The sequence below is a fragment of the Bradyrhizobium sp. CCBAU 45321 genome (assembly GCF_028128975.1).
GTDB classification, from domain to species: Bacteria; Pseudomonadota; Alphaproteobacteria; order Rhizobiales; family Xanthobacteraceae; genus Bradyrhizobium; species Bradyrhizobium yuanmingense.
Window position 1 is genome coordinate 1 of the sequence record NZ_LFKZ01000131.1, and the last position, 20,560, is coordinate 20,560.

Below are 20,560 nucleotides of genomic sequence, written 5' to 3' on the forward strand. Positions count from 1 at the left end.
GGCGAGGCCGAACGCCAGGCCCGGGCCGATGCCGCCGCGGCCGCGCGCCTCAGCCGGCGCGGGCGCCGCGACCGCGGTCACACCGACCGCCGCGATGGTGGCCAGAACTGCCAGTGTCTTCTTCATGCTTGTCCTCCTTCGCGTGTCGCGGAGACAACGGCGAGCGCCTGCGATGGTTGCGCATGGATGGAACCAGCCCGCAGGCAAGAAATGTCGATGAAGCGGGAACGAAACGGCGAGACGAGGGTTAGCGTCTCAAGTGCGGGAGCCTCCGCCATCCGGGTCGAGGCGACAGCACGAAGACCCCGTCAGCATCTCCGCGGTGCTGGCGGGGTTTTCAGTTTCACGGGAGCAGATGGCAGCAGACCATGACGGTTGCCAGCGGGGACAACAATCATGGAGGAGAGTTTGCCCTTATCCGCTTTGCTGGCCCGTATCCGCAAATTGGTTCCCAAATCCGAGGATGAACATTACGACGAGATCGTCCGCAGCTTCGGTGTCGGCACGCTGCGCCCGCCGCCGACGCCGATGAGCGACCGCGAGCTGGCGCAGGCCATCGCCGAGTTCCTCAAGGAGCAGCCGTCGAGCGAATCCGTCGCGACCCTCGGCCGCCGGCTCGACCCGTCCACCCGGCTCTGAGTTTCTTCGCGGGAGTATGGAACCAGGAATGCGCGCGGACGTTGAGTCCGTTCCCTGCTGAGCGGAGAGAAAGAGATATGCCCGCCTGGCTCGAAGTCTTGCTCAACCTGTCCGGCTATGCCGGCTTCGTGGCGCTCGCCTCGCGCGGCGCCGGATGCCCGCAGGCGCGGGCCGATGACCGCCGTTGCGGCGACGAGCGTTAGTTGGCGCGCGCGGCTTGACCTGCCGTACGCACCAAACGGTCGGCCTTGACCGCAACGCGCGTGTCCTCGGCCTGCGGCCGCAGCGAGAAGCTGATCACAACGAAAGCAATACAGAACAGCGTGCCGACGACCGCGACGCGCCGGTAGGTGTGCCGGTCGCCTTGGAAAAAGGACGGAGCTGAAAAAGGCATCATGGCAAATTGCTGCTTGCGCAAATCGTTTTTGGCAAAGGCGTTTCTTGCTTGTCGTTGCCGAACACCTACCCCAAGGCGCAGCAAGCGCAACGCGATTGGGCTTTTAACCTAACCGAATAGGGTTATCGGCATCCGCATAAGCTATCGTTAGCCAGACGCATCCGGCACCTTCGCGGCGAGAGCGGCGCAAGAACGCCCGGCTTTGTTCCAGCTTCGACTCCGTTTCGTTCGCGAAGAACGAATCGGAGTCGCAAGAATGCGCGGAGAGCAACTCCTAACGATCGATGAAAGCGCGCACGCTCACACCGTCGACCCGGCGGGACCCTTCTTCGACGAGTGTCTTCTGCAACAAGTCTCTTCTGCAACAAGACTCTTCTTCGACACAACTTCGAGAAGACTCTTCGCCGGCAAGCAACGCGGCGACAGATCAAGCGCGCCCCTCGGAAGCGGATCGCGCTTGCGCGTTGCCGCGCGGCGTCGACAAAGTCAGGCCGCCCGCTTCGGCTTCTCCTTCGAGAAGCATTCGAGGATCTGGATGCGCAGCTCCTCCGCCGCAGGGCCCTCGACCTTTCTGAGCTCGTTCCAGAGCCTGATCACTTCGCGCTGTTTTTCGACGGTCATGAGCAACCTCCAACGGTCCATCAACGCGCCTCACTAGAACAAAATGAGAACAAAAAGTCCAGCCCCGGACGTAAAATTTTGGTGGGGGGCGGCGTTGAACCTTTTCGGCGCGACAAGCACCTATGGAAGCTGGGGATTTCAGCGCCCAGTTACACGGCAGCGCCGCCTGACGAACATACTCCGTCGTGGCGGCGCTGTTGCTTTTTGCGATTTCAACTTTAGGTTAAAGCCATGGCTGTCGGCCAGGCGCTGAAATCCCAACGCCGTCAGCCAGAAAAGCCTCGCGCGAAAGCGCGGGGCTTTTTCTTGTGAAGCGGATGAGCATGGTGAGGGAACAAAGCTCGTCGTTCAGGACGAAGCGAGTACCGCGTGCTGGTTACCCTGATGGTCGTCGTGATGTTCGGGCATCGCAATGGCCGAGCACCACCTGGTCCTCGGCCGTTGATTGCTGCGCCGGCGCGTCAATGAGCCCACCGCACCGACATCGCCGGCACGTCAGACGGCGTCCTTGGCCACCTTCAGCGGCGAGGCCTTGACCGATTTGCTGGCGGGCTTCGCCGCAAACTGCATCGGCTCCTTGGTGAAGGGATTGATGCCCATGCGGGCTTCGGTCGCCGGCTTGTTCACGACCGACATCTTCACAAAGCCGGGAATGACGAACTCGCCGGACTCGTTGAGCTCCTTGTAGCCGACCGTCGCCATATACTCGATCACCGACTTCACGTCGTTCTTCGAAAGCTGCGTGCCCTCGGCAATTGCATCGATCAATTGGGTCTTCGTCATCTTCGCCATGGTCTGAATTCCTTTGAATGGGTGCGCGGAGCAATTCTGCTGCTGGGGACGCGGCCGGACCCGCGAGTGCGCGCTGCTGATTCATGCCAGAAGTCATGAAGCGATCGGGCTTAGACCCTATCGAGGCCAAAAACGCAAGCACGGGCTCCGCGAGGTTCCCGACTTCCTGTGCAAGACGTTGCAGGACCTGCAATTTTAGGACCTGCAATTTCTCGAACCTGGCACAGCGGCGCGGCTGCTATAAGCCAGGAAAGGTATCTGATGGGGTTCTGATGAAGGTCGCTATCGTCATCGCAGGTTTGATCGTGGTCGCCGTCGCAGCCCTCGTCGCGATCCAGCCTAGCTTCTTGAAGCCCGCGTCCTTCGCCCACGTGAAAAAGTCCGACATGTTCGGCTTCTCGCCCGGGATGACATTCGACGAGGCCAACAAGCTCGTCGCGCGACGCCACTATCTCTGCCGGCCGAGCCGAGGTCCGTACACCCTCTCATGCGACATCAACGGCGCCAAGGTCGCCGTCGACAGCGACGAGACCGACCCCAGGCATCCGATCTGGCGCGTCAATGCGACGCTGAACAATCCGGGATCGCAGAAAGCTGCGGTCAAATCCATCTCCGACCAGTTCAACGCCTCGGCCATCAAGGATCGGGAGGGTTGGACCTGGATCGTCGGCCGCGGTTTCAAGCTGAGCTATGACGGCGCCAGCTTAACTCTCGTGGACGAGGCCGCCGAGGCCAGGCTGCGCAAGGAGGACGCCAAGCCCTAGATAGCATCGCGCTTTGGCGTCACCTCGTCGTGAAACTTGTGGCTCGGCGATCCCTTGTTGACGCTTCAGTAACCTAACGCGACCAAGCTTCACTCAGGTTGGTTGCGTTGGAGTATCCTCAAAGTGCTGGATTTTAACGAGCTGCGTGAACTCGCGGCGGATGTTCGTATTTTCGTCGATGTCGCCGAAGACAAGGCCGAGGCGCTCAGAGCCGTGATCGCGGCCTACGACGTGGTGCTGGCGATCTTCCCCGTCGATGACGGCATGGGCCTCCACGTCATCAAGGGCAAGGAGATCCTGGACCAGATCGCGACGTCGCGCACACACGCGATGTACAGCCACACGGCGATCGCGGTTCCGGATCTCGCCCATGCCGAGGCGCTCAAGTTCCTGACGGCGCCCGTCGAACACCGGATTGCGGCCTGAGCTTGGTTGCAGCCGCACCGCTCCGCAGCAGAGCGGCGCGGCTGAATTGTCGTGGTGCCTTCAGCGGCTTTGTCTGGGCGTACGGGCTGTTCGCCGCTTCCGTCGTAGACCGATGCGCGTGCCCGGCAGATTGATGCCAAGCTCGATCGCGCGCGACCTGATCGATGCAATGGGGCGCTTGAGCTTCACGATCATCAGCGTGAGGCTCTTTCCGGTTTCGCACATGGATCGAAGCAGCCGGTCGTCGTCTTCCGACCAGCGTTCGTGATTGTAGGTGCGGGCAGCCATCGACGTTTGCCTCTGAGGCCAATGAGGCGGGACCTGAGCCGGAGAATGTCAAAGGACCCAGCTTCGCCTTTTTTCTGAGCGCGGCGGCTGGGTGTCAGTTGAGGGGCGGCTTGTTACGCTGCCGCCTGACGCAGAGATAGTTTTGCGGCGTCGATTTTCAACCGACTTACGGATTTGTAATGGCCCGGCGCGAGCGCCTCCACGTTCTAGAGCGCGATGAAATGAAGCTCGATCGCTGCAAAGACGGAGGTGCGCTCCCTCTCCCGCTTGCGGGAGAGGGTTGGGGAGAGGGTATTTCCGCAATGGGACAATCCCCTAGAGGAGAAAGCCCTCACCCGGCGCGCGGGACGATGCTTCGCATCGCCCGGACGCGCCGACCTCTCCCGCAAGCGGGAGAGGTGAAGGAGCCGCGGCAATCGATTCAGACTAACCGGACCCCACTCCAGCGAAGCGGCGCACTTTCGTTTGAACTTTCTTAGCCCTCGCGCGTCTTACAGTTGAAGCGTCCCTAAGCTTCACCTCGACAGAGAACCCCGCTCCTGAAAGGGCGGGGTTTTCGCTTTGGCGCTGCATCAGCTCGCTCGGGATTTCAAGCGCTCTTTGCCGTTGACCCGGCGGCCGTCCGGCCGCACTTTTTGCGACGGGCAGGGTTTTGAGGAGCCGTGATGCCGAAAACCCTTGTGGAATTCAGAGCGCAGAACCTTCGTTTGCTCGAGCGGCTTTGTCCCGACGACCCGCGCTACATCGCGGCCTGGCTGAAGCAGTTCGACGAGCAGAACGGGATCACACCAAAAGCTGGTTCGAAGTCGGGCAAGCGCCGCGCGACTGCCTCGCCGCGAAGCAAGACCGCTTCGGCGGAACGCATGAGGTCAGCGCCCTCCTCCTCGGTCTCACCGCGCTGATCGGCAACGATAGCCGCGCAGTCCCGAGAGCCGCTCGGGCGCTCACGGAATGTCCGCGGCCTTCCGGTTGTCCCCGATCGAAACCGGCTTGTTGAGGAAATACTCGCGGTTACCCGTCGCAGCTTCCGCGTACTGGTCGATGGCGACGATGATGGCCTGGACGTGGGCATAGCACCACCCTTCCCGCGTCGCGCGTCGGCGGACGTCCTCGAGCGCGGTCAGGAAGGGCGACAGGTCTCGCTCATCGTCGAACCATCGCCTGCTCACCATGTCCTCCCGCCGAGCACCCTGCCCTTGGACTGGCGCGGCTCTGCCGCCTTCAGCGCATCGCGTTCCGCGCACAGGCTCTCGACCTTCGCCTGCATCCGCGACAGCAACGCCTCGGCCGAGGCCGTGCCGATACCCGCCCGCTGCAGCTGGAGGATCTCCTTCCTCTGCCTGCCCATCTGGATGCGCATCCGTTCGATCTCCCGCCTGAGAAAGTCCAGGTCCGGCATTGTTCCGCCTCGCAAATTCTAGAGATGGCCCATGAGAACAAAAACGGAACGAAGAGTCGAGTCCGACGTTCTACGGAAAACCGAATAGGAGATGCGCGATGGCCGACAACACCCGGAAGGACCCGAAGGACTGGGTTTCCGGCGACGACCCGATGACCGGAGCCCAGGAATCCTACCTTAAGACCCTCGCCGAGCAGGCTCACCAGGCTCTGCCCGCGGACGAGCTGACCAAGGCCGAGGCCTCGGAGCTGATCGACAAGATGCGGCAAAAGGCCGGGCTGGACGAGTGAGCCGTCCAATTGCGGGAACCCGGCTCCGTGCGTATGCAAACGAAATTGGGAATCGAAAATGCCTTATTTCGTTTGTGCCCGCGACGGAGCGGGCCAGATCATCTTGAAGCGAGACACAAGGGAAGCGGCCGAGAAGAAAGCCGCCGAGCTCCGCGACATGGGCTATTTCGAAGTCGAGATCGTCGCCAAGGGTGACGAGGAGACGGCGTGAGGGATCATGCTTCCCTCAGCACCTTGATGACGCTGAGAATGACGAAAGCACCCAGACCGTAAGTCAGCGCGTTCACGACCCAGGAAATGGCGATGCCGACGATGGGTCCTCCGACCGCTCCCCGGAAAAAATACGCTGCGCTGATACCCGGCCACTCCAGCCAAAGAAACGCGAAGTCGGTCAGCGGCTCCAGGACGAGGAGCACCGTCGAGACGAGCGCCCCGATGGCTAACGCGATGGCAAGGTGTGTCCTCAGCCAGGGCATCAAAGACCCAGCAGGCCGGCGATAACAGGAATGAGGAAAAAGACGGCGATCCCGAGCAGCCCGCCCACGACAAAGCGTCCCGCGCGGCCGTGAATCTTCGTATCGAGCCACGCACAGATGGCGACCACAGCCTGTCTCAGCCAGCTACCCACGAGGGCTCTGACGAGATCGAACAGGAGTTCTGCAACGAATGCGGCCATGCCGTTTGGTCGGCGCGACCTCTGGCGGGGTTCAAGTGCGGAGGCAATGACGAGAGCGGTTGAAAGCCTGCGCCGCTGGACTGCACCTGCCGAATAACACAAGATAGTTTCAGTGTCGCTGCCGCAGATCGGCCGGCGGCCGGCGTGAGTTAAGTGCCGCAATAAAATTCAGAAAGCGCTGGGAGGAACGATGCGGCGAAAAAGAAATGTGGCGCTTGATGATGCGATGGCTGGCCTAGTAGCGGCCATCATGGTCATTGCGATCTCGCCGGCAAGCGCCGACAATTCGGCCAACATACCGCCCGCGCTCAAATGCGCTGACCTGACCGGCTGGACGATGCCGGGATCGACGGCAACAGTCACCAAAGCCGAATTGGTGCCGGAGGCACCGCCGGGGACCGTGCAGCCGTCGCCGCCGGCGCCGGCCACCGTATCGGTGGCGCTGCCGCCGAACTGCCGCGCGGATGGCGTGATCGATCAGCGCGTCGGCGTCGAGGGCAAGTCCTACGCGATCGGCTTTGCCGTTGCCCTGCCCGATCGCTGGAACGGCCGGTTTTTGTTTCAGGGCGGCGGCGGTTTGAACGGCTCGATCCGGCCGCCGCTGGGTTACCACGCGGCCGGCGAGGTGCCGGCGCTGGCGCGCGGCTTTGCCGTGGTCTCGACCGATAGCGGTCATCAGGGCGCGGTGTTCGATGCCTCGTTCCTGAAGGACCAGGAAGCCGCGCTCAACTTCGCCCATGCATCCGTCGGCAAGGTGACGATTGCCGCCAAGGCGATCATCGCGCATTACTATGGCCAGCCCGCAAAGCGTTCCTATTTCACGGGGTGCTCGACCGGCGGCCGTGAAGGCATGCTGGCGTCGGCGCGCTATCCCGAACAATTCGACGGCATCGTCGCGGGCGCGCCTGCGATGCGCACCGGCAATTCCAATCTCGGTCTCGCCTGGGCCAACGCTGCCTTCAGCCAGATCGCGCCGAAAGATGCGTCCGGCAAGCCGGAGCCCGCCAGGACGTTTTCCGCAGGCGAGCGAAAGCTGATCACGAACGCGATCCTCGATGCCTGCGACGCCAAGGACGGCGTCAAGGATGGCCTGATCTTCGACGGCAAGGCCTGTCAATTCGATCCCGCGGTCCTCACTTGCAAGGGCGACAAGACGGATTCTTGCCTGGCGCCGCCGCAGGTCGACGCCTTGAAGAAGGCTTTTGCCGGACCGAAGAATTCACGCGGCACGCAGGTCTACCCGCCGTTCCCGTGGGACAGCGGCGTGGCAGCCGAGGGCGTTGCCATTCCCGGCATCCTGACCACAGGCGCGCGCAGTCCGGTCGGACCGCCTGTTTGGGAGAACATCAACGTCGATCAACTCGAAGACCGCGTCAACGCGAGCGGGATGGATCGCCTCACCAACACCGCCTACTGGACCAACCTTTCGAGCTACTTCGGCCGTGGCGGCAAGATGCTGTTTTACCACGGTGTGAGCGATCCCTGGTTCTCGGCGAACGACACCGTGACTTACTACGAGCGCATGGCGGCGGATTCCGGCGGCATGGAATTGGTGCGGGAGAAATCGAGCCGGGCCTTCCTGGTGCCCGGCATGGGTCACTGCTCGAGCGGCGCAACGCTCGATCGTTTCGATCTCCTCACCTCAGTCGTGGACTGGGTGGAAGACGGCAAGGCGCCCGATGCGGTGGTCGCGACGGGACCAGCCTTTCCCGGCCGCACTCGGCCGCTTTGCGCCTATCCGCAACATGCGCGCTACAAGGGGCAAGGCGATCCGGAGAGCGCGGCGAGTTTTGAGTGCAGGTAGAACTTACGAACTTGCACTAAACTTAGCGCGTAGGATCGGTAGAGCGAAGCGAAACCCCATCGAGGGCGGTGGCTTGAATGAAAACCGCACTTGTCTTCGGCGCAACCGGCTTCATCGGCTCGCATTTGCTGCGCGACCTCTTGGACAGTCCCGATTATTCGCGGGTTGTGGCGGTGGTCCGCAAGCCGCTGGCGGGGAGCGATCCGAAGCTCACGGTGCTGATCGGCGATCTCGCTTCGCTGCCCGCACTCAAGCCGCAACTGGTTGCGGACGAGATCTTCATCGCGCTGGGGACGACGCGCAAGCACACGCCTGACGAGGCCGAGTACTACAAGATCGATCATGATTATCCGCTCCTCGCGGCCGAGATCGCAAAAGCGAACGGCGCGCGGTCGGTGTTTCTGGTCACGGCCGTCGGCGCCAACACCGGTTCCGGCGTGTTCTATCTCAGGACCAAGGGCGAGGTGGAGCGGGACATTCTCTCGCTCGATTTCGAGCACACGCATATTTTCCGCCCGTCGATGATCCTCGGCGAGCGCGACGAGGACCGCCCGCGCGAACGCCTCATCATCGCGATATGGGGCGTGCTCAATCCGCTGCTCGTTGGTCCGGCGGACCGGTATCGCGGCCTCGCCGGCAACGACATCGCGCACGCCATCGCCAAAGCCGCGCGGCATCAAACCGAGAAGGTGCGGATCTATCATTGGAAAGAGATGGCGGCACTGCTCCGAACGTGATGCGGTTGCGAGCCGAACCGGCAACCCTTCACGCACATGTGCCTCATTGGCCCGAGAATGGCTCCGCGACGCAAACCCCGATGCAGTCAGGGCTGCGATGCCCTCGATCATTGTGGCGACGGGCACGCACCTGGCGTTTATGGTTGGTTCGATCCTGTGGGATGACGCCTCTATCGAGCCATCCTCGAAAACCCACGCGACACCCATCTTGGTGCCCGTGTCGATGCCAAGGACAGATCTGCGCCCGGCTATCGCGCTTTCACCTGATGCATGTCGATTAGAGAAATAAGCGGCTTCTTGCCAGCTGCGTGACGCGCGATCATCGCCGCGACTTGTACCTGCAGGCTGGCTGGGATGCGCAGCGGGATCGTGGGTTCACCAAACCGACCCGAGCCGCGCCGGCGACCGGCGCCAATGCAGCGACCGCCCGCCCGTTCGGTTGATCGCTCTGAAAGATACAATCATGAGGCGAATTTCGGCGTCGGTCAAGCCGTTCAGCCAGGTTGCGGAACTACCAAGAATCAGATTTTCCACCAATTTTGGCCCGGATAACCCGTGGAAACGCGGAACAAAGCGGCAACTTTCCCTTGAGCGGAACCTACAACCGGGAGATACAGGACCCTACCTTCACAACATCTGATTCGCTCCTTTTTTAGTTTGGAAACCGAGTAATGGCAAAGAACTCTACGGTTAAGTCAGGAGGCCCGGCGCGTGTGCGCCTGGTCGTGTTCGACGCTGAAGTGCCGGATGGCGATTTCAACTCGCTCGCCCAGGTTCTCCAGAATGCATTGAAGACGCCGACCGTGATCCAGCAGCCGCGCATGACGAACGGCGCCGCCGCCAAGACCATCACGCATCATCCCGCCGAAGCAGCGCAAGATGACGAGCCCGGCTTGTTCGATCACCTCGACGAAGAAGAGGCGGTCGAGGCAACGCCAGCACCTGCCAAACCGAGGGCGCCGCGCAAGGCTCCGAAAGCGCCGGATGTCGTCGATATCGACATGAACTCCGATGTCTCGCTGGCAACGTTCGCGGCCGGCAAGGATGCAGGCAGCCAGCACAAAAAGTATATGATCGCCGCCGCATGGCTGAAGGAGCATCGCGGTATCGATGCTGTCAGCGCAGGACATATCTACACCTGCTTCCGCTCGATGGAGTGGTCGGCGAACATCCCGGACTTCTGGCAGCCGCTACGCGATCTCAAGGCAAAGAAGTATTTCGCCAAGAACGACGCAGGCGACTACGAGATCAATCATCTCGGCTTGGACTTCGTGAAGAAGCTGGGTGGCAATGGAGCTGGCTGATCTGGTCAACCAGGTCAGCGGCTTCGAAACCCTGCAGCCGCGCGAGAAGATTAAGCTCTTCGCCTGGTTCCTGCACACCTATCGCAAGCGGGAGGTGTTCGACAATGCCGCCATCAGAGCGTGCTTTGTAGAGCTGCACTTGGCTGATCCCAATGTGGCCAAGTACCTCCCGCGGATGGTGGAGTATAAGGACCTGATGAAGGCGAATGGCGGCTTCAAACTGGAGCGCGCCGCTCGCATCGATCTCGACAAGCAATACGGCGTGCACCAGAGCATCATCCAGGTCAGCAAAATTCTGTCCGAACTACCGGCCAAGATCCCCAGCGTGGATGAGCGCACGTTTCTGACCGAGGCCCTGAAGTGCTACAAAGTCGAGGCGTATCGCGCCTGCATCGTGATGACTTGGAATCTCGCTTATAGCCACTTGCTTGACTGGGTTCTCAAGGAGCCCGCACGGCTGGCGACTTTCAACGCCGCAATCACGCGCCGCTATCCTAAGATGACCAGCCTTCAGATCACCAAGTACGATGACTTCCTGGACGAACTGAAGGAGTCTCAGGTCATCGAGATCGCCAACACGGCCAACCTATTCAATTCTAACGTTTTCAAAATTTTGAAGGAGAAGCTGGATAAGCGGAATATCGCCGCCCATCCCTCTTCAGTCGTCGTCGTGCAGTCCCAGGCTGACGACGTCGTTACCGATCTGGTCAACAATGTCGTGCTGGCGCTCACGTGAATTTATTCCCGATGTTCACGATGCCGGGACCTAGTGGGTACCTCGCGGGATTGATAAGTGCGGCTCTTTCCTTAGCCGAAGGAGTCCCTATGAGATTGCTTACTGCCCTCTTCCTCTGTTAGCCTCTCCGCAACAGCCGGATCGCGCTGGCGAGACAGTGGGAACAGAAATCATAGTTGGCCGGTTGCGAGGCTTCCGCAAATTCGAGGGCTTCAATGCCATCGACGAAAGCGCGGCGCGTGGTGTTCTCGGACTGAACCTCGACGCCTCCCCTCACATACGGGCACGTCAGCACGTGAACGGTCGCGACCTTATTCCGGCGGTTGGCGACAGTGATGTACTTTTCCATGGGTGCCTCCAAGCTGAGGCTCTCCATCTGAAGCACACTCGCGCTGCCGTCTATGTTCAAAACGATGTTCAGCGACAGCATGCCGCAATCAGGCGCGGCCCCACACGACCACCGCGGCGACGATGCCGACGATGATGATGGCGGCGAAGATCGCCCAGAGCCCCTCCGCGTTGATACTCACGCCCCACAAGTTCACGAGCAACTTATCCGACATAGGCAAACCTGATCCGTGGCGCGAGACGACATCGCGCAGTGATTGACAGAATGCCTGGAGGGAGCGAGAACCTACGGTGTTCAGGCGGAGAGTCCTCGGAATCTCCACCCCAGGCGCTGGCCGATGCTTCCAACATCGACCGGCGCCTTTTCTATCTGTGAGTCGTGCGCCCGGACAGCGGCGATTCGGATTTCGTCGCGGTTATCCCCCTTATTCCTTGGGGATTAATGGAAGGCTTTTGTGGATAAGGCAAAAAACTCAAAGGACAGAATGTCCTAGGCTGTGGGTGGATTTTCACCGAAACGATCAACGCAAGCCAATTCTGTTGACAATCAACATAACCACCGCAACGACCACCAATATCACCATCACGACGATCACCAGAATTAAACAGCAAACGCTTAGACAAATACCCAGCAGCATTCGCCGACACAGACGCAGCTAGCTACGTCGTCGCCGGAAAGCCGCTTAACACTTACTGGAACGCCCCGCCTTCGGCGCTGTGCCCACCTCCCGCCCGAGGGCTCAAGAGACTGGTCACATCCGCCCAAGATTCCGCGCTTGGGCCATCAGAGAAAAAGCGGGTCGGACCCGCACGTATTCCGCACGTATGTGAGTGCACCGACACGATATTTACTGCTATTTTGTGCCCCGTCGTGCCGAGACGGGCGCAAATTCTCGCAACGTTCTCAGAAGGAAACAAAAATGCGATACCTCCACACCATGCTGCGCGTGCGCAATCTCGATGTCGCGCTGAAGTTCTACCAGGATGCGCTGGGGTTGAAGGAGGTGCGGCGGATCGAGAACGACAAGGGGCGGTTCACGCTGGTGTTCCTGTGCTCGGCGGACGATCTCGAGGCGCTGAAGAAGCAGCCGCCGACGCGCGGGGCGCCGCTGGTCGAGCTCACCTACAATTGGGACGAGGAAAAGTATGGCGAGGATCGCTTCTTCGGCCATCTCGCCTACGAGGTCGACGACATCTACGCCACCTGCGAGAAGCTGATGAAGGCGGGCGTCACCATCAACCGTCCGCCGCGCGACGGCAACATGGCCTTCGTCCGCTCGCCCGACCTCCATTCGATCGAGCTGTTGCAGAAGGGCGATCCGAAGCCGCCGCAGGAGCCCTGGGCGTCGATGCCGAACACCGGCCATTGGTAAGCCACAGGCAGGAACCAGGCCCCTCGCCGGACGTTCTCCTTTCACGAAACCGATTTGGAGGAGGATGCGATGGCGAGAGGGCTGTTGCTTTGGATGATTGGCGTGCCTATCCCGGTGATCATTCTGTTGTGGCTGTTCTTCGGCCGCTGAGCGAAAAGCTTGAACTTTGCAAGGAAAGCTCCGCCGCGTGCGGAGCTTTTTGCATGACGGGCGCGATGCAATCGCGCATCGCTCCGCGCGCCGAATTCCGCTATCACCCGCAGCAAGGTGGATTGTAGCCCGCATGGAGCGCAGCGGAATGCGGGGACGCCGACCCTGGATTGCGCTTCGCTCCATCCAGGCTACGACACCGAACAATGCCGCGGGGAGAGCTTCATGGCCGATACCAAGCTGACGATCTGGGGCCGCGCCAATTCGGTCAACGTGCAGAAGGTGCTGTGGTGCTGCACCGAGCTTGGGCTCGCCTACGAGCGCATCGATGCCGGCATGCAATACGGCAAGACCCGCGAGGCCGACTATCTGGCGATGAATCCCAACGCGCGGATCCCGACGCTGGTCGAGGGCGACTTCGTGCTGTGGGAGTCCAACTCGATCATGCGCTATCTCTGCCTCGCGCATGGCCGCGGCACGCCGCTCTATCCCGAGGCGCCGAAGCAGCGCGCCTCGGTCGACCGCTGGCTCGACTGGACGCTGTCGACGGTGCAGCCGGTCGACCGCCCGGTGTTCTGGGGCATCGTGCGCACCGCGCCCGCCGAGCGCGACATGATCCAGGTGCAGCGCGATGCCGATGCTGCCGCCGAGGTCTGGGCCATCGCCGACCGCCTGCTCGCCACGCGCCCCTTCATCGACGGCGATGCGTTCACGCTCGCCGACATCGCGGTCGGATCCTATGCGCGGCGCTGGCTCGGGGTCGAGGGCATCAGCCGGCCGGCCCAGCCGCACCTCACGCGCTGGCTCGCCGAGCTCGGCAAGCGGCCGGGATTTGCGCAATTCGTCGCACCGCCGATGTCGTGAGCACCTCGCGCGGGTCAAGCTGTGGCAATCGCGCGGGGAATCGGCGTTCCGGCGCGCTTCCCGCGGCATCGCGGCCGCGCTTGACGGCTACTGTGCATGGGGTTGTTTTCGCAGTTTTGTTTCAGGCTTTAGCGCCAGCCGCGCTCGACCAGCAGCACGACGACGATCAGCACCAGAGTCACCGCAGCCGTGGCGAGCCGTGCGGTCCAGCTGAGGCCGCGGCCGACCCACCACAGCAGCGCGCAATACATCAGCACGGGGACGATGATGTCGAGCCGCACCAGATCCGCGGGCATAGGCTTCAGCGCCGGATGTTGGTGTCGAGGCTGGTCGAGCCACCGAGCTTGACGCAGGTCCCGGTGCCCTCGGCCATCACGAAGCCAGCGCCATAGGCGGCACAGGCGCCTGCCCGCGCCTTGCCGGCCGTGCTGCCGTGTAGCGGCAGCGCCTTGCCGGCCTGCGGTGGCTCGGCAGGCGGCAGGCGCAGGCTCTCGGCCGCGGTCGCGGACGGGGCCAGCAGCGAGAGCAGGATGAGGAGCGGCGTGCGCATCGCCGCCTTGTAGCCTGGACCGGTCCCGCGCGCCATCGAACCGTCCGCGATCAGAGGAACCTGACGCCGGCCGACTTGCCGCGGCGCCAGACCACTTGGCAGCTCCGCCCGGTGCGCGCATCGCGTGCAAAGGCCATCCGGATCACGCCGGGAAGCTGGCTCGCGTCCTCGTCCAGGGTGATCTTGGCGCCCGAATCCGAGATGTCCTGGACCAGGCAGTGCCGCGCGGCAAAGCCGCCGTCCAGCGTGATCCAGGCATGCTGCGACAGCAGCTTGCGGGCTGCGCGCTTCTTCGGCGGTGGCATCGGCAAAATCTCCCCGTCCAGCGCTACGCAGGGAACGCTAACAAACCGTTGAAATCGCCTCCGAATGATCCCGCGCCCCGGGCTATCCACCGGGCCCGAAAGACCGTTCCCGAACGGCTTGCCCGGGAGCGCAAAGGCCACTATACGTTCGCCCGCTGCAAGCCGCCGGGCCCTGTTCGGCCGGCCAGCGGCCGTGCCGGGACAATCGGCAGGGCCCTGCGTTTGCTCCCTTCGTCTATCGGTTAGGACGCCACCCTTTCACGGTGGAGAGAGCGGTTCGATTCCGCTAGGGAGCGCCACCAAACACTTAAAGATCCACTCTGCCGCCGTGTCCAACGTGTGGCCAATAAACCCGTGCGAACACCCATGGACGTGGGCTCGATCGCCGCACCGCTTTCACGAAGCTCGACAAGCTCGCCCTAGCGATGGTCGGAGCCATGGCCGCTCTAGCGGTACTCTGGGCCTGCTGAATCCGGAGCACCAGACAGCCAAGCGCGCGACGTCTAAAGCGGCTCCACCTTCCTGCTATTCGATCGGCCGGTCTATTGCGCCGCGATGCTGGCACAGAACGAGCGGTAGCGAAATAAAGCATTTACAATCTGAGTAATGGAAAGCGCGCCGGCCGGCGGACGTTGTGGGCGCAGCCCGGGGGCCAAGCCCTAGTGCGAAGCTCTTTCGCGCGCAGCATTCAGGTCCGCCTTTATGCCTGAGATCGCTGCATCAGCCGCCTGTCGTCGAGGGGGCGGTTCATTGAGATCTCGCGCCCATGGTGCCCCCGATCGGGCTGTCGGACCGGAAGTGACTTGATTAGAGCTCACACAAGCAGAGACAAGTAGGCTAGGAAGGCCGACCAATATCACCCGCGTCATCGCTTGCATGCCCATGCTCGCTTAACCGAGATGTCTCCGAATCCCCTAGATCATAAGGCCAGCTTGGCAGAAGTCTGGAAAAATAACGACCCGCCAGCGTAAACCAGCGGGCCCTCGTGCTTACCGCCTGAGCCCGGGGCGGTGCGTCATCAGCCGCGGCCGGTCGCGCCTCCTGTGCAACCTGCGGTCGCCGCGAGGCAAGCCGCCGGCATCGCTCATTTATTTTTTTCGAAACAGCCAGCGGCTACCCTGTTGGCGATTGAGTAGCAATCAGGAGGATTGGGCTTGGTGACCACGTGCTGGGGCGTCTCAACTCGTGGGCTCGACCACCCCCAAAGCACAGCAAGCAGGGCCAGACCCCCGAGTATCGCGAGTGCAACCATTTCAGGCGTGACGAGAGCGGGGCGCCGACAGAGCCCTTGGGGTGCAATCTGCTTCAATGAACACAACTCTGAACTGAAATAAAAATATCATATGTTAATTCCGGTTCCATTGCAAGTGGCGGTTGTTCCACGCGGAGATGCCCGAAAACGAACGGCCCGCCAGCGTGAACCGGCGGGCCCTGCTCAATGGCGCTTCATTGGTCGCGCTCGCCAGGATGCGGTTGATCTCGGCCGTCACGATCAGCTGGTGCTCAGGCGTGAGCTGGGCATACCTCGCCAAAGGCCTCGCTCAGCCCTCTGGTGCCCTCGGCGTTCGTCGATCATCCTCTTGAGGCCCTTTAGATCGCCGTCGAGCATCCAGTCGACGTTGATCCCGTGCTTCCGGCAGTAGTCGCACAGCTCGGCGCTGGGCGCGGGACCGACCTTCGGAGCTCGCTCCAGTCCCCATTCGATCGCGAGCCACAACAGGCGCCGGTTGATGTTCTGCGCTCACGACGCACCGTCTGCGTCGAGCCGGCCCAGAGGCGTCCTTAGACGTAGCCGGCGACGCTTGGCGGCGTTGCGACGCCGCGTGATGCCCGCGCGGGTGATGGGCTTCTCCTTTGCCTTGGCCATGCCTCAGCCCTCCATCGACCGGGCCGCAATGATCGCAGCGCTCAACCTCTTGGCCGCTGCCGTGAGTAGATCAACCCGGGCGGCCCAGTTCTCTTGGTCGCGTGTCAACTGCCCGCGGATCTTCCTGAGCTTCGTTTGTGCCTTGTCGATGTCTATTGTTACGGAGGTGGACGGCCATGGACCTATTCTCATCTCTTTCACGGTGGAGAGAGCGGTTCGATTCCGCTAGGGAGCGCCAGAGGCGCAAAGCCGCCGTGGCAGCATGAACCTCCTCGCCCCTCGTCTCCGACCAATGTCAGGTCGAAACGGTCGAGGCCCATGCCGCAGCACAATGACGACATCGCAGACGCATCCCCGATGCCGGCGCTTCCCACATGGCTGCGCCACCCGCACCAGCACGCGCCGGACCGGCTTGCCAAGATGCTCGATCACATGGCCCGAGTCCGATCGCTTCCGGACCGCCAAGCGACGTTGACGACGCCCGCGCCCGAGCGGTCAGGCAAAGCCGGCGCGGAGATTCTCGGCGACGCCATCGGCCACATCGTCCTGTTCGGTGTCATCGCCCTGCTCTTCCAATCGCGCGTTCCGCTCTACCTCGGTGCCTTTCTCTTCCTGACCGATGGCGAGCGCATCGAAAGCGCGCTCGGCCACATCGGCATCCGCTTCGAGCCAGGGACAATCGGCCCAGACATCATCAAGGGCTTTGTATTCTGGTTCGGATGGTTCGCGCTGCTCGCCTCCGTCAGAGCCTCGGTCCCCGCCTGGCTCGCACCATGGCTGCCCCCGGCCGACTCCTGGTCCTTGCTCGCCGGCATCGCTGTCGCGCTCACCCTCGCCGAATCCGTCGCAGTCCAGGTGATGCGTCGCTCCGCCCCATGGTTCGGCTTTGAACTCGCTCCGGGCGGGTGGATCTGGATGGCGGTCAAGCTTACGGCGGCGATCGGCGCACTGGCTTTGCTCTTGGCGTTCTTCGGATCGCGGTAGGCCCATGCGATCGCTGGCAGTTGCCAAGGACCTTATGCCGCGAATTCCGGGACATCATCGCCCAGCGTCGTTTACCGAAAATTCACCCCAGCTCTTGGGCAGCGGTATCACTTGCTTAGAATTTGTTCGCTACCGTGGAACTACGGCAATCACCCGAACCCCCGGTCAGCGCTCATGTCCGTCGCAGACTTCCTGAGGCAGCGAGCAGTAGATGTTACGGTCAGCGGCAGCTACTCGCTGCCGCGCTGGTATGATTGCGAGGGCAAGCTCCGCAGCTTCGCCTGCCGGACCAAGCGCGTCTCGCCGTTCCGGATGATCGTGGATGTGCCCGTGGTCGGCAAGGTCGGCGAGCGCTTGACCTCCTACTTCGAGGATTTCGGCGAATTCCAGGGCACCATCAGCGCGACGCTGAAGGCGGGCTTCCTGATGGAGCTCGAGATGACGCGGGCGCGGCGCGCCTGGATGTCGGAAAAGCTGACCTGGCTCGAGAAGAAGCAGAAGGATGCCAGCGTTCGGGAGCTGCGGCGTGACGCGCGTTTCGTTCCGCAGGTCTCGCACACCGTGCTGACCCTCGCCGACGGCAGCAGTCACCCATGCTTCATCATCGACGTCTCGACGGCCGGCGTCGCGGTGTCCTCCGAGTATGATCCGGTGGTCGGAACCCCGCTTGCGGTCGGCGCCTGTGTCGGGCGGGTGATCCGCAAGTTCGAGCACGGCTTTGCGGTCAAATTCGCCGAAAAGCTGGACCGGGACGACCTCGTCCGCCTGATCGTCCGCGCGCCCTTGCTGAAGTCGGCCTGAATTCGCCGCCCTATAGCGGCCCCAATGCCGGATCAGCTTTTGCAGGTCTGGGCCTCGGGCCGGACGTCATTTTGCAGACTTGCGATCGGGGGACCGAATGGCAGTCGACAAGATCACCTGGGACAGGGTCGGCCGGGTCACCGAGCCCGGACGCTACATGTACACGTTCGGCTGGCTCACCATCACCGCCGGCGATCTGGAGATCTGGAAGCGATACCCGCAGGCCGCGTTCACGCTGCTGGCACAGAGTTCCGAGTCAAACGAGTTCGCCGGCGAGGAATTCCATCTCGGCGCCTTCGACGTCGCACCCGACGCGCCGCCCGCGATCACCACGCACTGAGCTCGGAAGGCGCTGGCGCTGCATCCAGGCGAGGGCCTCGCGCCCGCGGGCCGATGGGCCGGGTAAGCCAGGAATCGAGGAATCCCGCGCATTTCCTTGAACTGGCTTGCAAATCACAATCCCCAGCGTGCCGGGCAATCGTTGCCGTGACTGGCGAGCTTCTGCCATCATGCGATTGATTGCGCTCGCATTCTACTCCCCACAATGAGCCCGGATGAACGGCAGCTGTCGCACGCCTTCAGGAAGCCGACAGCCGGCGCATGACACATGGTCGCATCGGTGAGCGTAGATAAGCGGATCAAGGGAACCTATTTTCGGCGCCAATGTACCTGATCGAAGCGCTCCCCACCGTCATTGGAACTGCCGCTATCGCCCCGGCGCTGCTGTTGCTCTGGCTCGTCATCGCTGCCGAGGAACGCCCCGGGCCGCCGGCCCAGGTCTGGACCGCATTCCTGTTAGGCGCGGCCAGCATTTCTCTGCTGGGTCTCGCCCGCGCCCCCTTCGCCAAGATGGTCGCCGCCCCCGACGATCCCTGGGCGGCGCTGGCCATGCATTCGATCTTCGGCGTCGCGCTGCCCGAGGAGGCAGTCAAGGTGCTCGCCATCGTGCTGGTCTCCTCGACCAAGCGGCGCACCTTTGCCAATCCGATGGACACAGTGGTCTACGGCGCCGCGGTCGGCCTCGGCTTCGCCGCCTACGAGAATCTCGCCTACCTGGTCCATCACGCCGACATGTGGCGCTCGCTCGCCGCGCTGCGCAGCGTCCTGACCGTGCCGTTCCACGGCGCGCTCGGCATCATCGCCGGCGCCTACCTGACCATCGCGCGCGCCGGCACGGCGCTTGGCGCAAACCGCCACCATCGCGATTGGGCCCGTCTCTCCAGCCGGCTCTTGATCTTCGGCGGCCCGCTTGCGCTCCATACGGCCTTCGACTTCCCGCTGCTGACGCTCCAGCGCATGCCCGATCTCGATCCGACGCTCCGCATGTGGCTGGGCGCTGCAAGCCTGTTGATCGGCTTCAGCTCGATTGCCTTCGCCATCCGCCTGGTGCGGCGCGTCGCGCGCCACCACGCGCCGCGAACCGATGTCGCGCGCGAGCGGCTCAGCCAGCTGCGCCGGATGTGGGCGCTGCTGCTCGCCGGCGGCGGCATCGGCTTCGTCGGGCTCGCCTTCGTCCTGACCTCGATTCATCACTGGCTGATCAACCCCGAGCGCAACCTGACGCTGGCGCTGATTCCGATCGGTTTCGTCTCGATCCTGCTCGGCCTAGCGCTTCTGATTGTCACATCGGCGATCTACATTCTCGGCCGCAACCGCATTCGCACCAACGCAGAAGGCTTTTCGTCGGCGCCCGGCGGCACTTGATCCAACGCATGGCGAACGCGCGACAGGCCCACTAGATTGGGACGCAATCCTCTCGTTCCGGAGCCAGACGATGACATCGCCCGAGGAATTTGTCCGCCTCCAATCCGAGATGAACCAGGCGGTCAAGGCACATTGGAAGGCTTTTCTGTTCGAAGGGATCCTGCTTGCCGTCCTCGGCATTGCTGCGCTCATCCTGCCGCCGCTCGCCAGTCTTGCGACTGCGATCTTCCTCGGCTGGATGTTCCTGATCGGCGGCATCGGCGGACTGATCGCGACCTATTGGGCGCGCAGCACGCCGGGCTTCTGGTGGTCGCTGATTTCGGCTGCGCTGGCCGTGCTCACCGGCCTGCTGCTGCTGGCCCGGCCGATGCAGGCCGTGCTGACGCTGACTATCGTGCTCGGCGCCTATTTCCTCGCCGAGGGCGTCGCCACTATCATGTACGCGCTGGAGCACCGCCGTGAGCTCAGCGGCCGCTGGTCATGGCTGCTGATCTCGGGCCTCGTCGACATCGCGATCTCGTTCGTGGTGATCACGGGGCTGCCGAGCTCGGCGGAGTGGGCCATTGGCGTCCTCGTCGGTATCAACCTGCTCTTCGGCGGCGCCACCCTGATCGGAATGGCGCTGGCGGCACGCAAAGGCAACAGTTGAGGCGCCTCGTCGCTCCACATTCTGATTGGGGGGTGACAAGGCGTCAGCGGCACGCTATATGGCCTTTCCATGATCACCGTCGCCACCAGCTA

31 protein-coding genes and 1 tRNA gene are annotated in these 20,560 nt (G+C 62.6%); 19 read left to right on the plus strand and 13 right to left on the minus strand.

The features are described from left to right. The first annotated feature begins 396 nt into the window (after positions 1–396). Both ACM43_RS35420 and ACM43_RS35425 read left to right on the plus strand, forming a co-directional pair. Positions 397–639 (plus strand): hypothetical protein, encoded by a 243-nt coding sequence (locus ACM43_RS35420; RefSeq protein WP_225138145.1) that lies wholly within the window; start codon positions 397–399, stop codon positions 637–639. Positions 640–716: 77 nt separating this feature from the next. Beyond that, on the plus strand, positions 717–842 hold the full coding sequence (locus tag ACM43_RS35425; RefSeq protein ID WP_057029130.1) for a hypothetical protein: 126 nt from the start codon (positions 717–719) through the stop codon (positions 840–842). On the opposite strand, the gene ACM43_RS35430 is transcribed toward ACM43_RS35425, so the two are convergent. The 3 genes from ACM43_RS35430 to ACM43_RS35440 all read right to left on the minus strand — a co-directional run bounded on the left by ACM43_RS35430 (position 839) and on the right by ACM43_RS35440 (position 2,449). Beyond that, positions 839–1,036, minus strand: a complete 198-nt coding sequence (locus tag ACM43_RS35430; RefSeq protein ID WP_333920065.1) for a hypothetical protein — start codon at positions 1,034–1,036, stop codon at positions 839–841. The two genes, ACM43_RS35425 and ACM43_RS35430, sit on opposite strands and share 4 nt — an antisense overlap. Positions 1,037–1,522: 486 nt before the next feature. Next, positions 1,523–1,657 carry a hypothetical protein gene (locus ACM43_RS35435; protein WP_260347228.1) on the minus strand — a complete coding sequence of 45 codons (135 nt, stop codon included), beginning with the start codon at positions 1,655–1,657 and terminating at the stop codon, positions 1,523–1,525. A gap of 495 nt (positions 1,658–2,152) precedes the next feature. After that, complete coding sequence (locus tag ACM43_RS35440; RefSeq protein ID WP_008558895.1) at positions 2,153–2,449, minus strand: HU family DNA-binding protein; 297 nt, start codon at positions 2,447–2,449, stop codon at positions 2,153–2,155. 272 nt (positions 2,450–2,721) lie between these two features. Here ACM43_RS35440 and ACM43_RS35445 point away from each other — a divergent pair, with 272 nt between their 5' ends. Both ACM43_RS35445 and ACM43_RS35450 read left to right on the plus strand, forming a co-directional pair. Continuing rightward, positions 2,722–3,213 carry a hypothetical protein gene (locus ACM43_RS35445; protein WP_271546551.1) on the plus strand — a complete coding sequence of 164 codons (492 nt, stop codon included), beginning with the start codon at positions 2,722–2,724 and terminating at the stop codon, positions 3,211–3,213. Positions 3,214–3,336: 123 nt separating this feature from the next. Next, complete coding sequence (locus ACM43_RS35450; RefSeq protein WP_197952678.1) at positions 3,337–3,639, plus strand: hypothetical protein; 303 nt, start codon at positions 3,337–3,339, stop codon at positions 3,637–3,639. Between the two features lie 60 nt (positions 3,640–3,699). Here the strand turns inward: ACM43_RS35450 and ACM43_RS35455 are convergent, their stop codons facing one another. Next, positions 3,700–3,927: a hypothetical protein gene (locus tag ACM43_RS35455; RefSeq protein ID WP_035999684.1), complete on the minus strand. Its 228-nt coding sequence runs from the start codon at positions 3,925–3,927 to the stop codon at positions 3,700–3,702. A gap of 665 nt (positions 3,928–4,592) precedes the next feature. Here ACM43_RS35455 and ACM43_RS35460 point away from each other — a divergent pair. Beyond that, on the plus strand, positions 4,593–4,829 hold the full coding sequence (locus ACM43_RS35460) for a hypothetical protein (protein WP_271546555.1): 237 nt from the start codon (positions 4,593–4,595) through the stop codon (positions 4,827–4,829). A 42-nt stretch (positions 4,830–4,871) separates the two neighbouring features. Here the strand turns inward: ACM43_RS35460 and ACM43_RS35465 are convergent, their stop codons facing one another. Beyond that, a complete protein-coding gene (locus ACM43_RS35465; protein ID WP_085974320.1) occupies positions 4,872–5,096 on the minus strand; it encodes a hypothetical protein in 225 nt (74 codons plus the stop codon). After that, the gene (locus ACM43_RS35470) at positions 5,093–5,326 is read right to left on the minus strand and encodes a hypothetical protein (RefSeq protein WP_271546558.1); all 234 of its coding nucleotides are present in this window, start codon (positions 5,324–5,326) and stop codon (positions 5,093–5,095) included. Before ACM43_RS35470 ends, ACM43_RS35465 begins: the two co-directional genes overlap by 4 nt. A 98-nt stretch (positions 5,327–5,424) precedes the next feature. On the opposite strand from ACM43_RS35470, the gene ACM43_RS35475 reads away from it, so the two are divergent. Together ACM43_RS35475 and ACM43_RS35480 are read left to right on the plus strand one after the other, a co-directional pair. Continuing rightward, positions 5,425–5,616: a DUF3072 domain-containing protein gene (locus ACM43_RS35475; RefSeq protein ID WP_271546560.1), complete on the plus strand. Its 192-nt coding sequence runs from the start codon at positions 5,425–5,427 to the stop codon at positions 5,614–5,616. A 58-nt stretch (positions 5,617–5,674) separates the two neighbouring features. Continuing rightward, the gene (locus ACM43_RS35480) at positions 5,675–5,827 is read left to right on the plus strand and encodes a hypothetical protein (RefSeq protein WP_157783960.1); all 153 of its coding nucleotides are present in this window, start codon (positions 5,675–5,677) and stop codon (positions 5,825–5,827) included. Between the two features lie 4 nt (positions 5,828–5,831). On the opposite strand, the gene ACM43_RS35485 is transcribed toward ACM43_RS35480, so the two are convergent. Next, positions 5,832–6,092 carry a hypothetical protein gene (locus ACM43_RS35485; RefSeq protein ID WP_271546563.1) on the minus strand — a complete coding sequence of 87 codons (261 nt, stop codon included), beginning with the start codon at positions 6,090–6,092 and terminating at the stop codon, positions 5,832–5,834. Then, positions 6,092–6,292: a hypothetical protein gene (locus ACM43_RS35490; RefSeq protein WP_271546565.1), complete on the minus strand. Its 201-nt coding sequence runs from the start codon at positions 6,290–6,292 to the stop codon at positions 6,092–6,094. The genes ACM43_RS35485 and ACM43_RS35490 overlap by 1 nt, the downstream gene beginning before the upstream one ends. A gap of 337 nt (positions 6,293–6,629) precedes the next feature. Between ACM43_RS35490 and ACM43_RS35495 the strand changes: the two genes are divergently transcribed. From ACM43_RS35495 to ACM43_RS35510, 4 genes are all read left to right on the plus strand, one after another. Then, positions 6,630–8,096 carry a tannase/feruloyl esterase family alpha/beta hydrolase gene (locus ACM43_RS35495; protein ID WP_442869368.1) on the plus strand — a complete coding sequence of 489 codons (1,467 nt, stop codon included), beginning with the start codon at positions 6,630–6,632 and terminating at the stop codon, positions 8,094–8,096. Positions 8,097–8,173: 77 nt separating this feature from the next. Next, entirely contained in the window at positions 8,174–8,833 is a 660-nt protein-coding gene (locus tag ACM43_RS35500; RefSeq protein ID WP_271546569.1) for an oxidoreductase, read from the plus strand. Positions 8,834–9,504: 671 nt separating this feature from the next. Then, entirely contained in the window at positions 9,505–10,137 is a 633-nt protein-coding gene (locus ACM43_RS35505; protein ID WP_271546571.1) for a hypothetical protein, read from the plus strand. After that, entirely contained in the window at positions 10,118–10,873 is a 756-nt protein-coding gene (locus ACM43_RS35510; protein ID WP_271546572.1) for a hypothetical protein, read from the plus strand. The genes ACM43_RS35505 and ACM43_RS35510 overlap by 20 nt, the downstream gene beginning before the upstream one ends. A gap of 118 nt (positions 10,874–10,991) precedes the next feature. Here ACM43_RS35510 and ACM43_RS35515 read toward each other — a convergent pair whose 3' ends face one another. Then, on the minus strand, positions 10,992–11,303 hold the full coding sequence (locus ACM43_RS35515; protein WP_271546574.1) for a hypothetical protein: 312 nt from the start codon (positions 11,301–11,303) through the stop codon (positions 10,992–10,994). 838 nt (positions 11,304–12,141) lie between these two features. On the opposite strand from ACM43_RS35515, the gene ACM43_RS35520 reads away from it, so the two are divergent. Both ACM43_RS35520 and ACM43_RS35525 read left to right on the plus strand, forming a co-directional pair. Next, complete coding sequence (locus ACM43_RS35520; protein ID WP_225113580.1) at positions 12,142–12,594, plus strand: VOC family protein; 453 nt, start codon at positions 12,142–12,144, stop codon at positions 12,592–12,594. Positions 12,595–12,969: 375 nt separating this feature from the next. Next, on the plus strand, positions 12,970–13,608 hold the full coding sequence (locus ACM43_RS35525; RefSeq protein ID WP_271546579.1) for a glutathione S-transferase family protein: 639 nt from the start codon (positions 12,970–12,972) through the stop codon (positions 13,606–13,608). A 128-nt stretch (positions 13,609–13,736) separates the two neighbouring features. Here ACM43_RS35525 and ACM43_RS35530 read toward each other — a convergent pair whose 3' ends face one another. The 3 genes from ACM43_RS35530 to ACM43_RS35540 are packed head-to-tail and all read right to left on the minus strand — an operon-like array spanning position 13,737 to position 14,463. Then, positions 13,737–13,904, minus strand: a complete 168-nt coding sequence (locus ACM43_RS35530) for a hypothetical protein (protein ID WP_036022969.1) — start codon at positions 13,902–13,904, stop codon at positions 13,737–13,739. A gap of 5 nt (positions 13,905–13,909) precedes the next feature. Further along, entirely contained in the window at positions 13,910–14,158 is a 249-nt protein-coding gene (locus ACM43_RS35535) for a hypothetical protein (protein ID WP_271547261.1), read from the minus strand. Positions 14,159–14,208: 50 nt separating this feature from the next. Continuing rightward, positions 14,209–14,463, minus strand: a complete 255-nt coding sequence (locus tag ACM43_RS35540) for a PilZ domain-containing protein (RefSeq protein ID WP_197952920.1) — start codon at positions 14,461–14,463, stop codon at positions 14,209–14,211. Between the two features lie 224 nt (positions 14,464–14,687). On the opposite strand from ACM43_RS35540, the gene ACM43_RS35545 reads away from it, so the two are divergent. Continuing rightward, positions 14,688–14,762, plus strand: a tRNA-Glu gene (locus tag ACM43_RS35545). 1,047 nt (positions 14,763–15,809) lie between these two features. On the opposite strand, the gene ACM43_RS35550 is transcribed toward ACM43_RS35545, so the two are convergent. After that, entirely contained in the window at positions 15,810–15,953 is a 144-nt protein-coding gene (locus ACM43_RS35550) for a hypothetical protein (RefSeq protein WP_271546583.1), read from the minus strand. Between the two features lie 695 nt (positions 15,954–16,648). Here ACM43_RS35550 and ACM43_RS35555 point away from each other — a divergent pair. From ACM43_RS35555 to ACM43_RS35575, 5 genes are all read left to right on the plus strand, one after another. After that, entirely contained in the window at positions 16,649–17,314 is a 666-nt protein-coding gene (locus ACM43_RS35555; protein ID WP_271546585.1) for a hypothetical protein, read from the plus strand. A gap of 174 nt (positions 17,315–17,488) precedes the next feature. After that, on the plus strand, positions 17,489–18,115 hold the full coding sequence (locus ACM43_RS35560; protein ID WP_271546587.1) for a PilZ domain-containing protein: 627 nt from the start codon (positions 17,489–17,491) through the stop codon (positions 18,113–18,115). Between the two features lie 97 nt (positions 18,116–18,212). Then, a complete protein-coding gene (locus ACM43_RS35565; RefSeq protein WP_198399898.1) occupies positions 18,213–18,455 on the plus strand; it encodes a hypothetical protein in 243 nt (80 codons plus the stop codon). A gap of 323 nt (positions 18,456–18,778) precedes the next feature. Beyond that, on the plus strand, positions 18,779–19,819 hold the full coding sequence (locus tag ACM43_RS35570; protein ID WP_271546589.1) for a PrsW family glutamic-type intramembrane protease: 1,041 nt from the start codon (positions 18,779–18,781) through the stop codon (positions 19,817–19,819). Positions 19,820–19,889: 70 nt separating this feature from the next. Continuing rightward, positions 19,890–20,468: an HdeD family acid-resistance protein gene (locus ACM43_RS35575; RefSeq protein WP_271546591.1), complete on the plus strand. Its 579-nt coding sequence runs from the start codon at positions 19,890–19,892 to the stop codon at positions 20,466–20,468. Positions 20,469–20,560 lie beyond the last annotated feature (92 nt).

Coding starts and splice junctions, on each gene's coding strand:
- ACM43_RS35490 (WP_271546565.1), bottom strand. CDS start 6,292: ATGGCCGCATTCGTTGCAGAACTCCTGTTCGATCTCGTCAGAGCCCTC.
- ACM43_RS35575 (WP_271546591.1), top strand. CDS start 19,890: ATGACATCGCCCGAGGAATTTGTCCGCCTCCAATCCGAGATGAACCAG.
- ACM43_RS35420 (WP_225138145.1), top strand. CDS start 397: ATGGAGGAGAGTTTGCCCTTATCCGCTTTGCTGGCCCGTATCCGCAAA.
- ACM43_RS35520 (WP_225113580.1), top strand. CDS start 12,142: ATGCGATACCTCCACACCATGCTGCGCGTGCGCAATCTCGATGTCGCG.
- ACM43_RS35560 (WP_271546587.1), top strand. CDS start 17,489: ATGTCCGTCGCAGACTTCCTGAGGCAGCGAGCAGTAGATGTTACGGTC.
- ACM43_RS35530 (WP_036022969.1), bottom strand. CDS start 13,904: ATGCCCGCGGATCTGGTGCGGCTCGACATCATCGTCCCCGTGCTGATG.
- ACM43_RS35555 (WP_271546585.1), top strand. CDS start 16,649: ATGCCGCAGCACAATGACGACATCGCAGACGCATCCCCGATGCCGGCG.
- ACM43_RS35535 (WP_271547261.1), bottom strand. CDS start 14,158: ATGCGCACGCCGCTCCTCATCCTGCTCTCGCTGCTGGCCCCGTCCGCG.
- ACM43_RS35470 (WP_271546558.1), bottom strand. CDS start 5,326: ATGCCGGACCTGGACTTTCTCAGGCGGGAGATCGAACGGATGCGCATC.
- ACM43_RS35460 (WP_271546555.1), top strand. CDS start 4,593: ATGCCGAAAACCCTTGTGGAATTCAGAGCGCAGAACCTTCGTTTGCTC.
- ACM43_RS35475 (WP_271546560.1), top strand. CDS start 5,425: ATGGCCGACAACACCCGGAAGGACCCGAAGGACTGGGTTTCCGGCGAC.
- ACM43_RS35505 (WP_271546571.1), top strand. CDS start 9,505: ATGGCAAAGAACTCTACGGTTAAGTCAGGAGGCCCGGCGCGTGTGCGC.
- ACM43_RS35570 (WP_271546589.1), top strand. CDS start 18,779: ATGTACCTGATCGAAGCGCTCCCCACCGTCATTGGAACTGCCGCTATC.
- ACM43_RS35525 (WP_271546579.1), top strand. CDS start 12,970: ATGGCCGATACCAAGCTGACGATCTGGGGCCGCGCCAATTCGGTCAAC.
- ACM43_RS35435 (WP_260347228.1), bottom strand. CDS start 1,657: ATGACCGTCGAAAAACAGCGCGAAGTGATCAGGCTCTGGAACGAGCTC.
- ACM43_RS35515 (WP_271546574.1), bottom strand. CDS start 11,303: ATGCTGTCGCTGAACATCGTTTTGAACATAGACGGCAGCGCGAGTGTG.
- ACM43_RS35565 (WP_198399898.1), top strand. CDS start 18,213: ATGGCAGTCGACAAGATCACCTGGGACAGGGTCGGCCGGGTCACCGAG.
- ACM43_RS35430 (WP_333920065.1), bottom strand. CDS start 1,036: ATGATGCCTTTTTCAGCTCCGTCCTTTTTCCAAGGCGACCGGCACACC.
- ACM43_RS35480 (WP_157783960.1), top strand. CDS start 5,675: ATGCCTTATTTCGTTTGTGCCCGCGACGGAGCGGGCCAGATCATCTTG.
- ACM43_RS35440 (WP_008558895.1), bottom strand. CDS start 2,449: ATGGCGAAGATGACGAAGACCCAATTGATCGATGCAATTGCCGAGGGC.
- ACM43_RS35500 (WP_271546569.1), top strand. CDS start 8,174: ATGAAAACCGCACTTGTCTTCGGCGCAACCGGCTTCATCGGCTCGCAT.
- ACM43_RS35445 (WP_271546551.1), top strand. CDS start 2,722: ATGAAGGTCGCTATCGTCATCGCAGGTTTGATCGTGGTCGCCGTCGCA.
- ACM43_RS35495 (WP_442869368.1), top strand. CDS start 6,630: ATGCCGGGATCGACGGCAACAGTCACCAAAGCCGAATTGGTGCCGGAG.
- ACM43_RS35455 (WP_035999684.1), bottom strand. CDS start 3,927: ATGGCTGCCCGCACCTACAATCACGAACGCTGGTCGGAAGACGACGAC.
- ACM43_RS35425 (WP_057029130.1), top strand. CDS start 717: ATGCCCGCCTGGCTCGAAGTCTTGCTCAACCTGTCCGGCTATGCCGGC.
- ACM43_RS35540 (WP_197952920.1), bottom strand. CDS start 14,463: ATGCCACCGCCGAAGAAGCGCGCAGCCCGCAAGCTGCTGTCGCAGCAT.
- ACM43_RS35485 (WP_271546563.1), bottom strand. CDS start 6,092: ATGCCCTGGCTGAGGACACACCTTGCCATCGCGTTAGCCATCGGGGCG.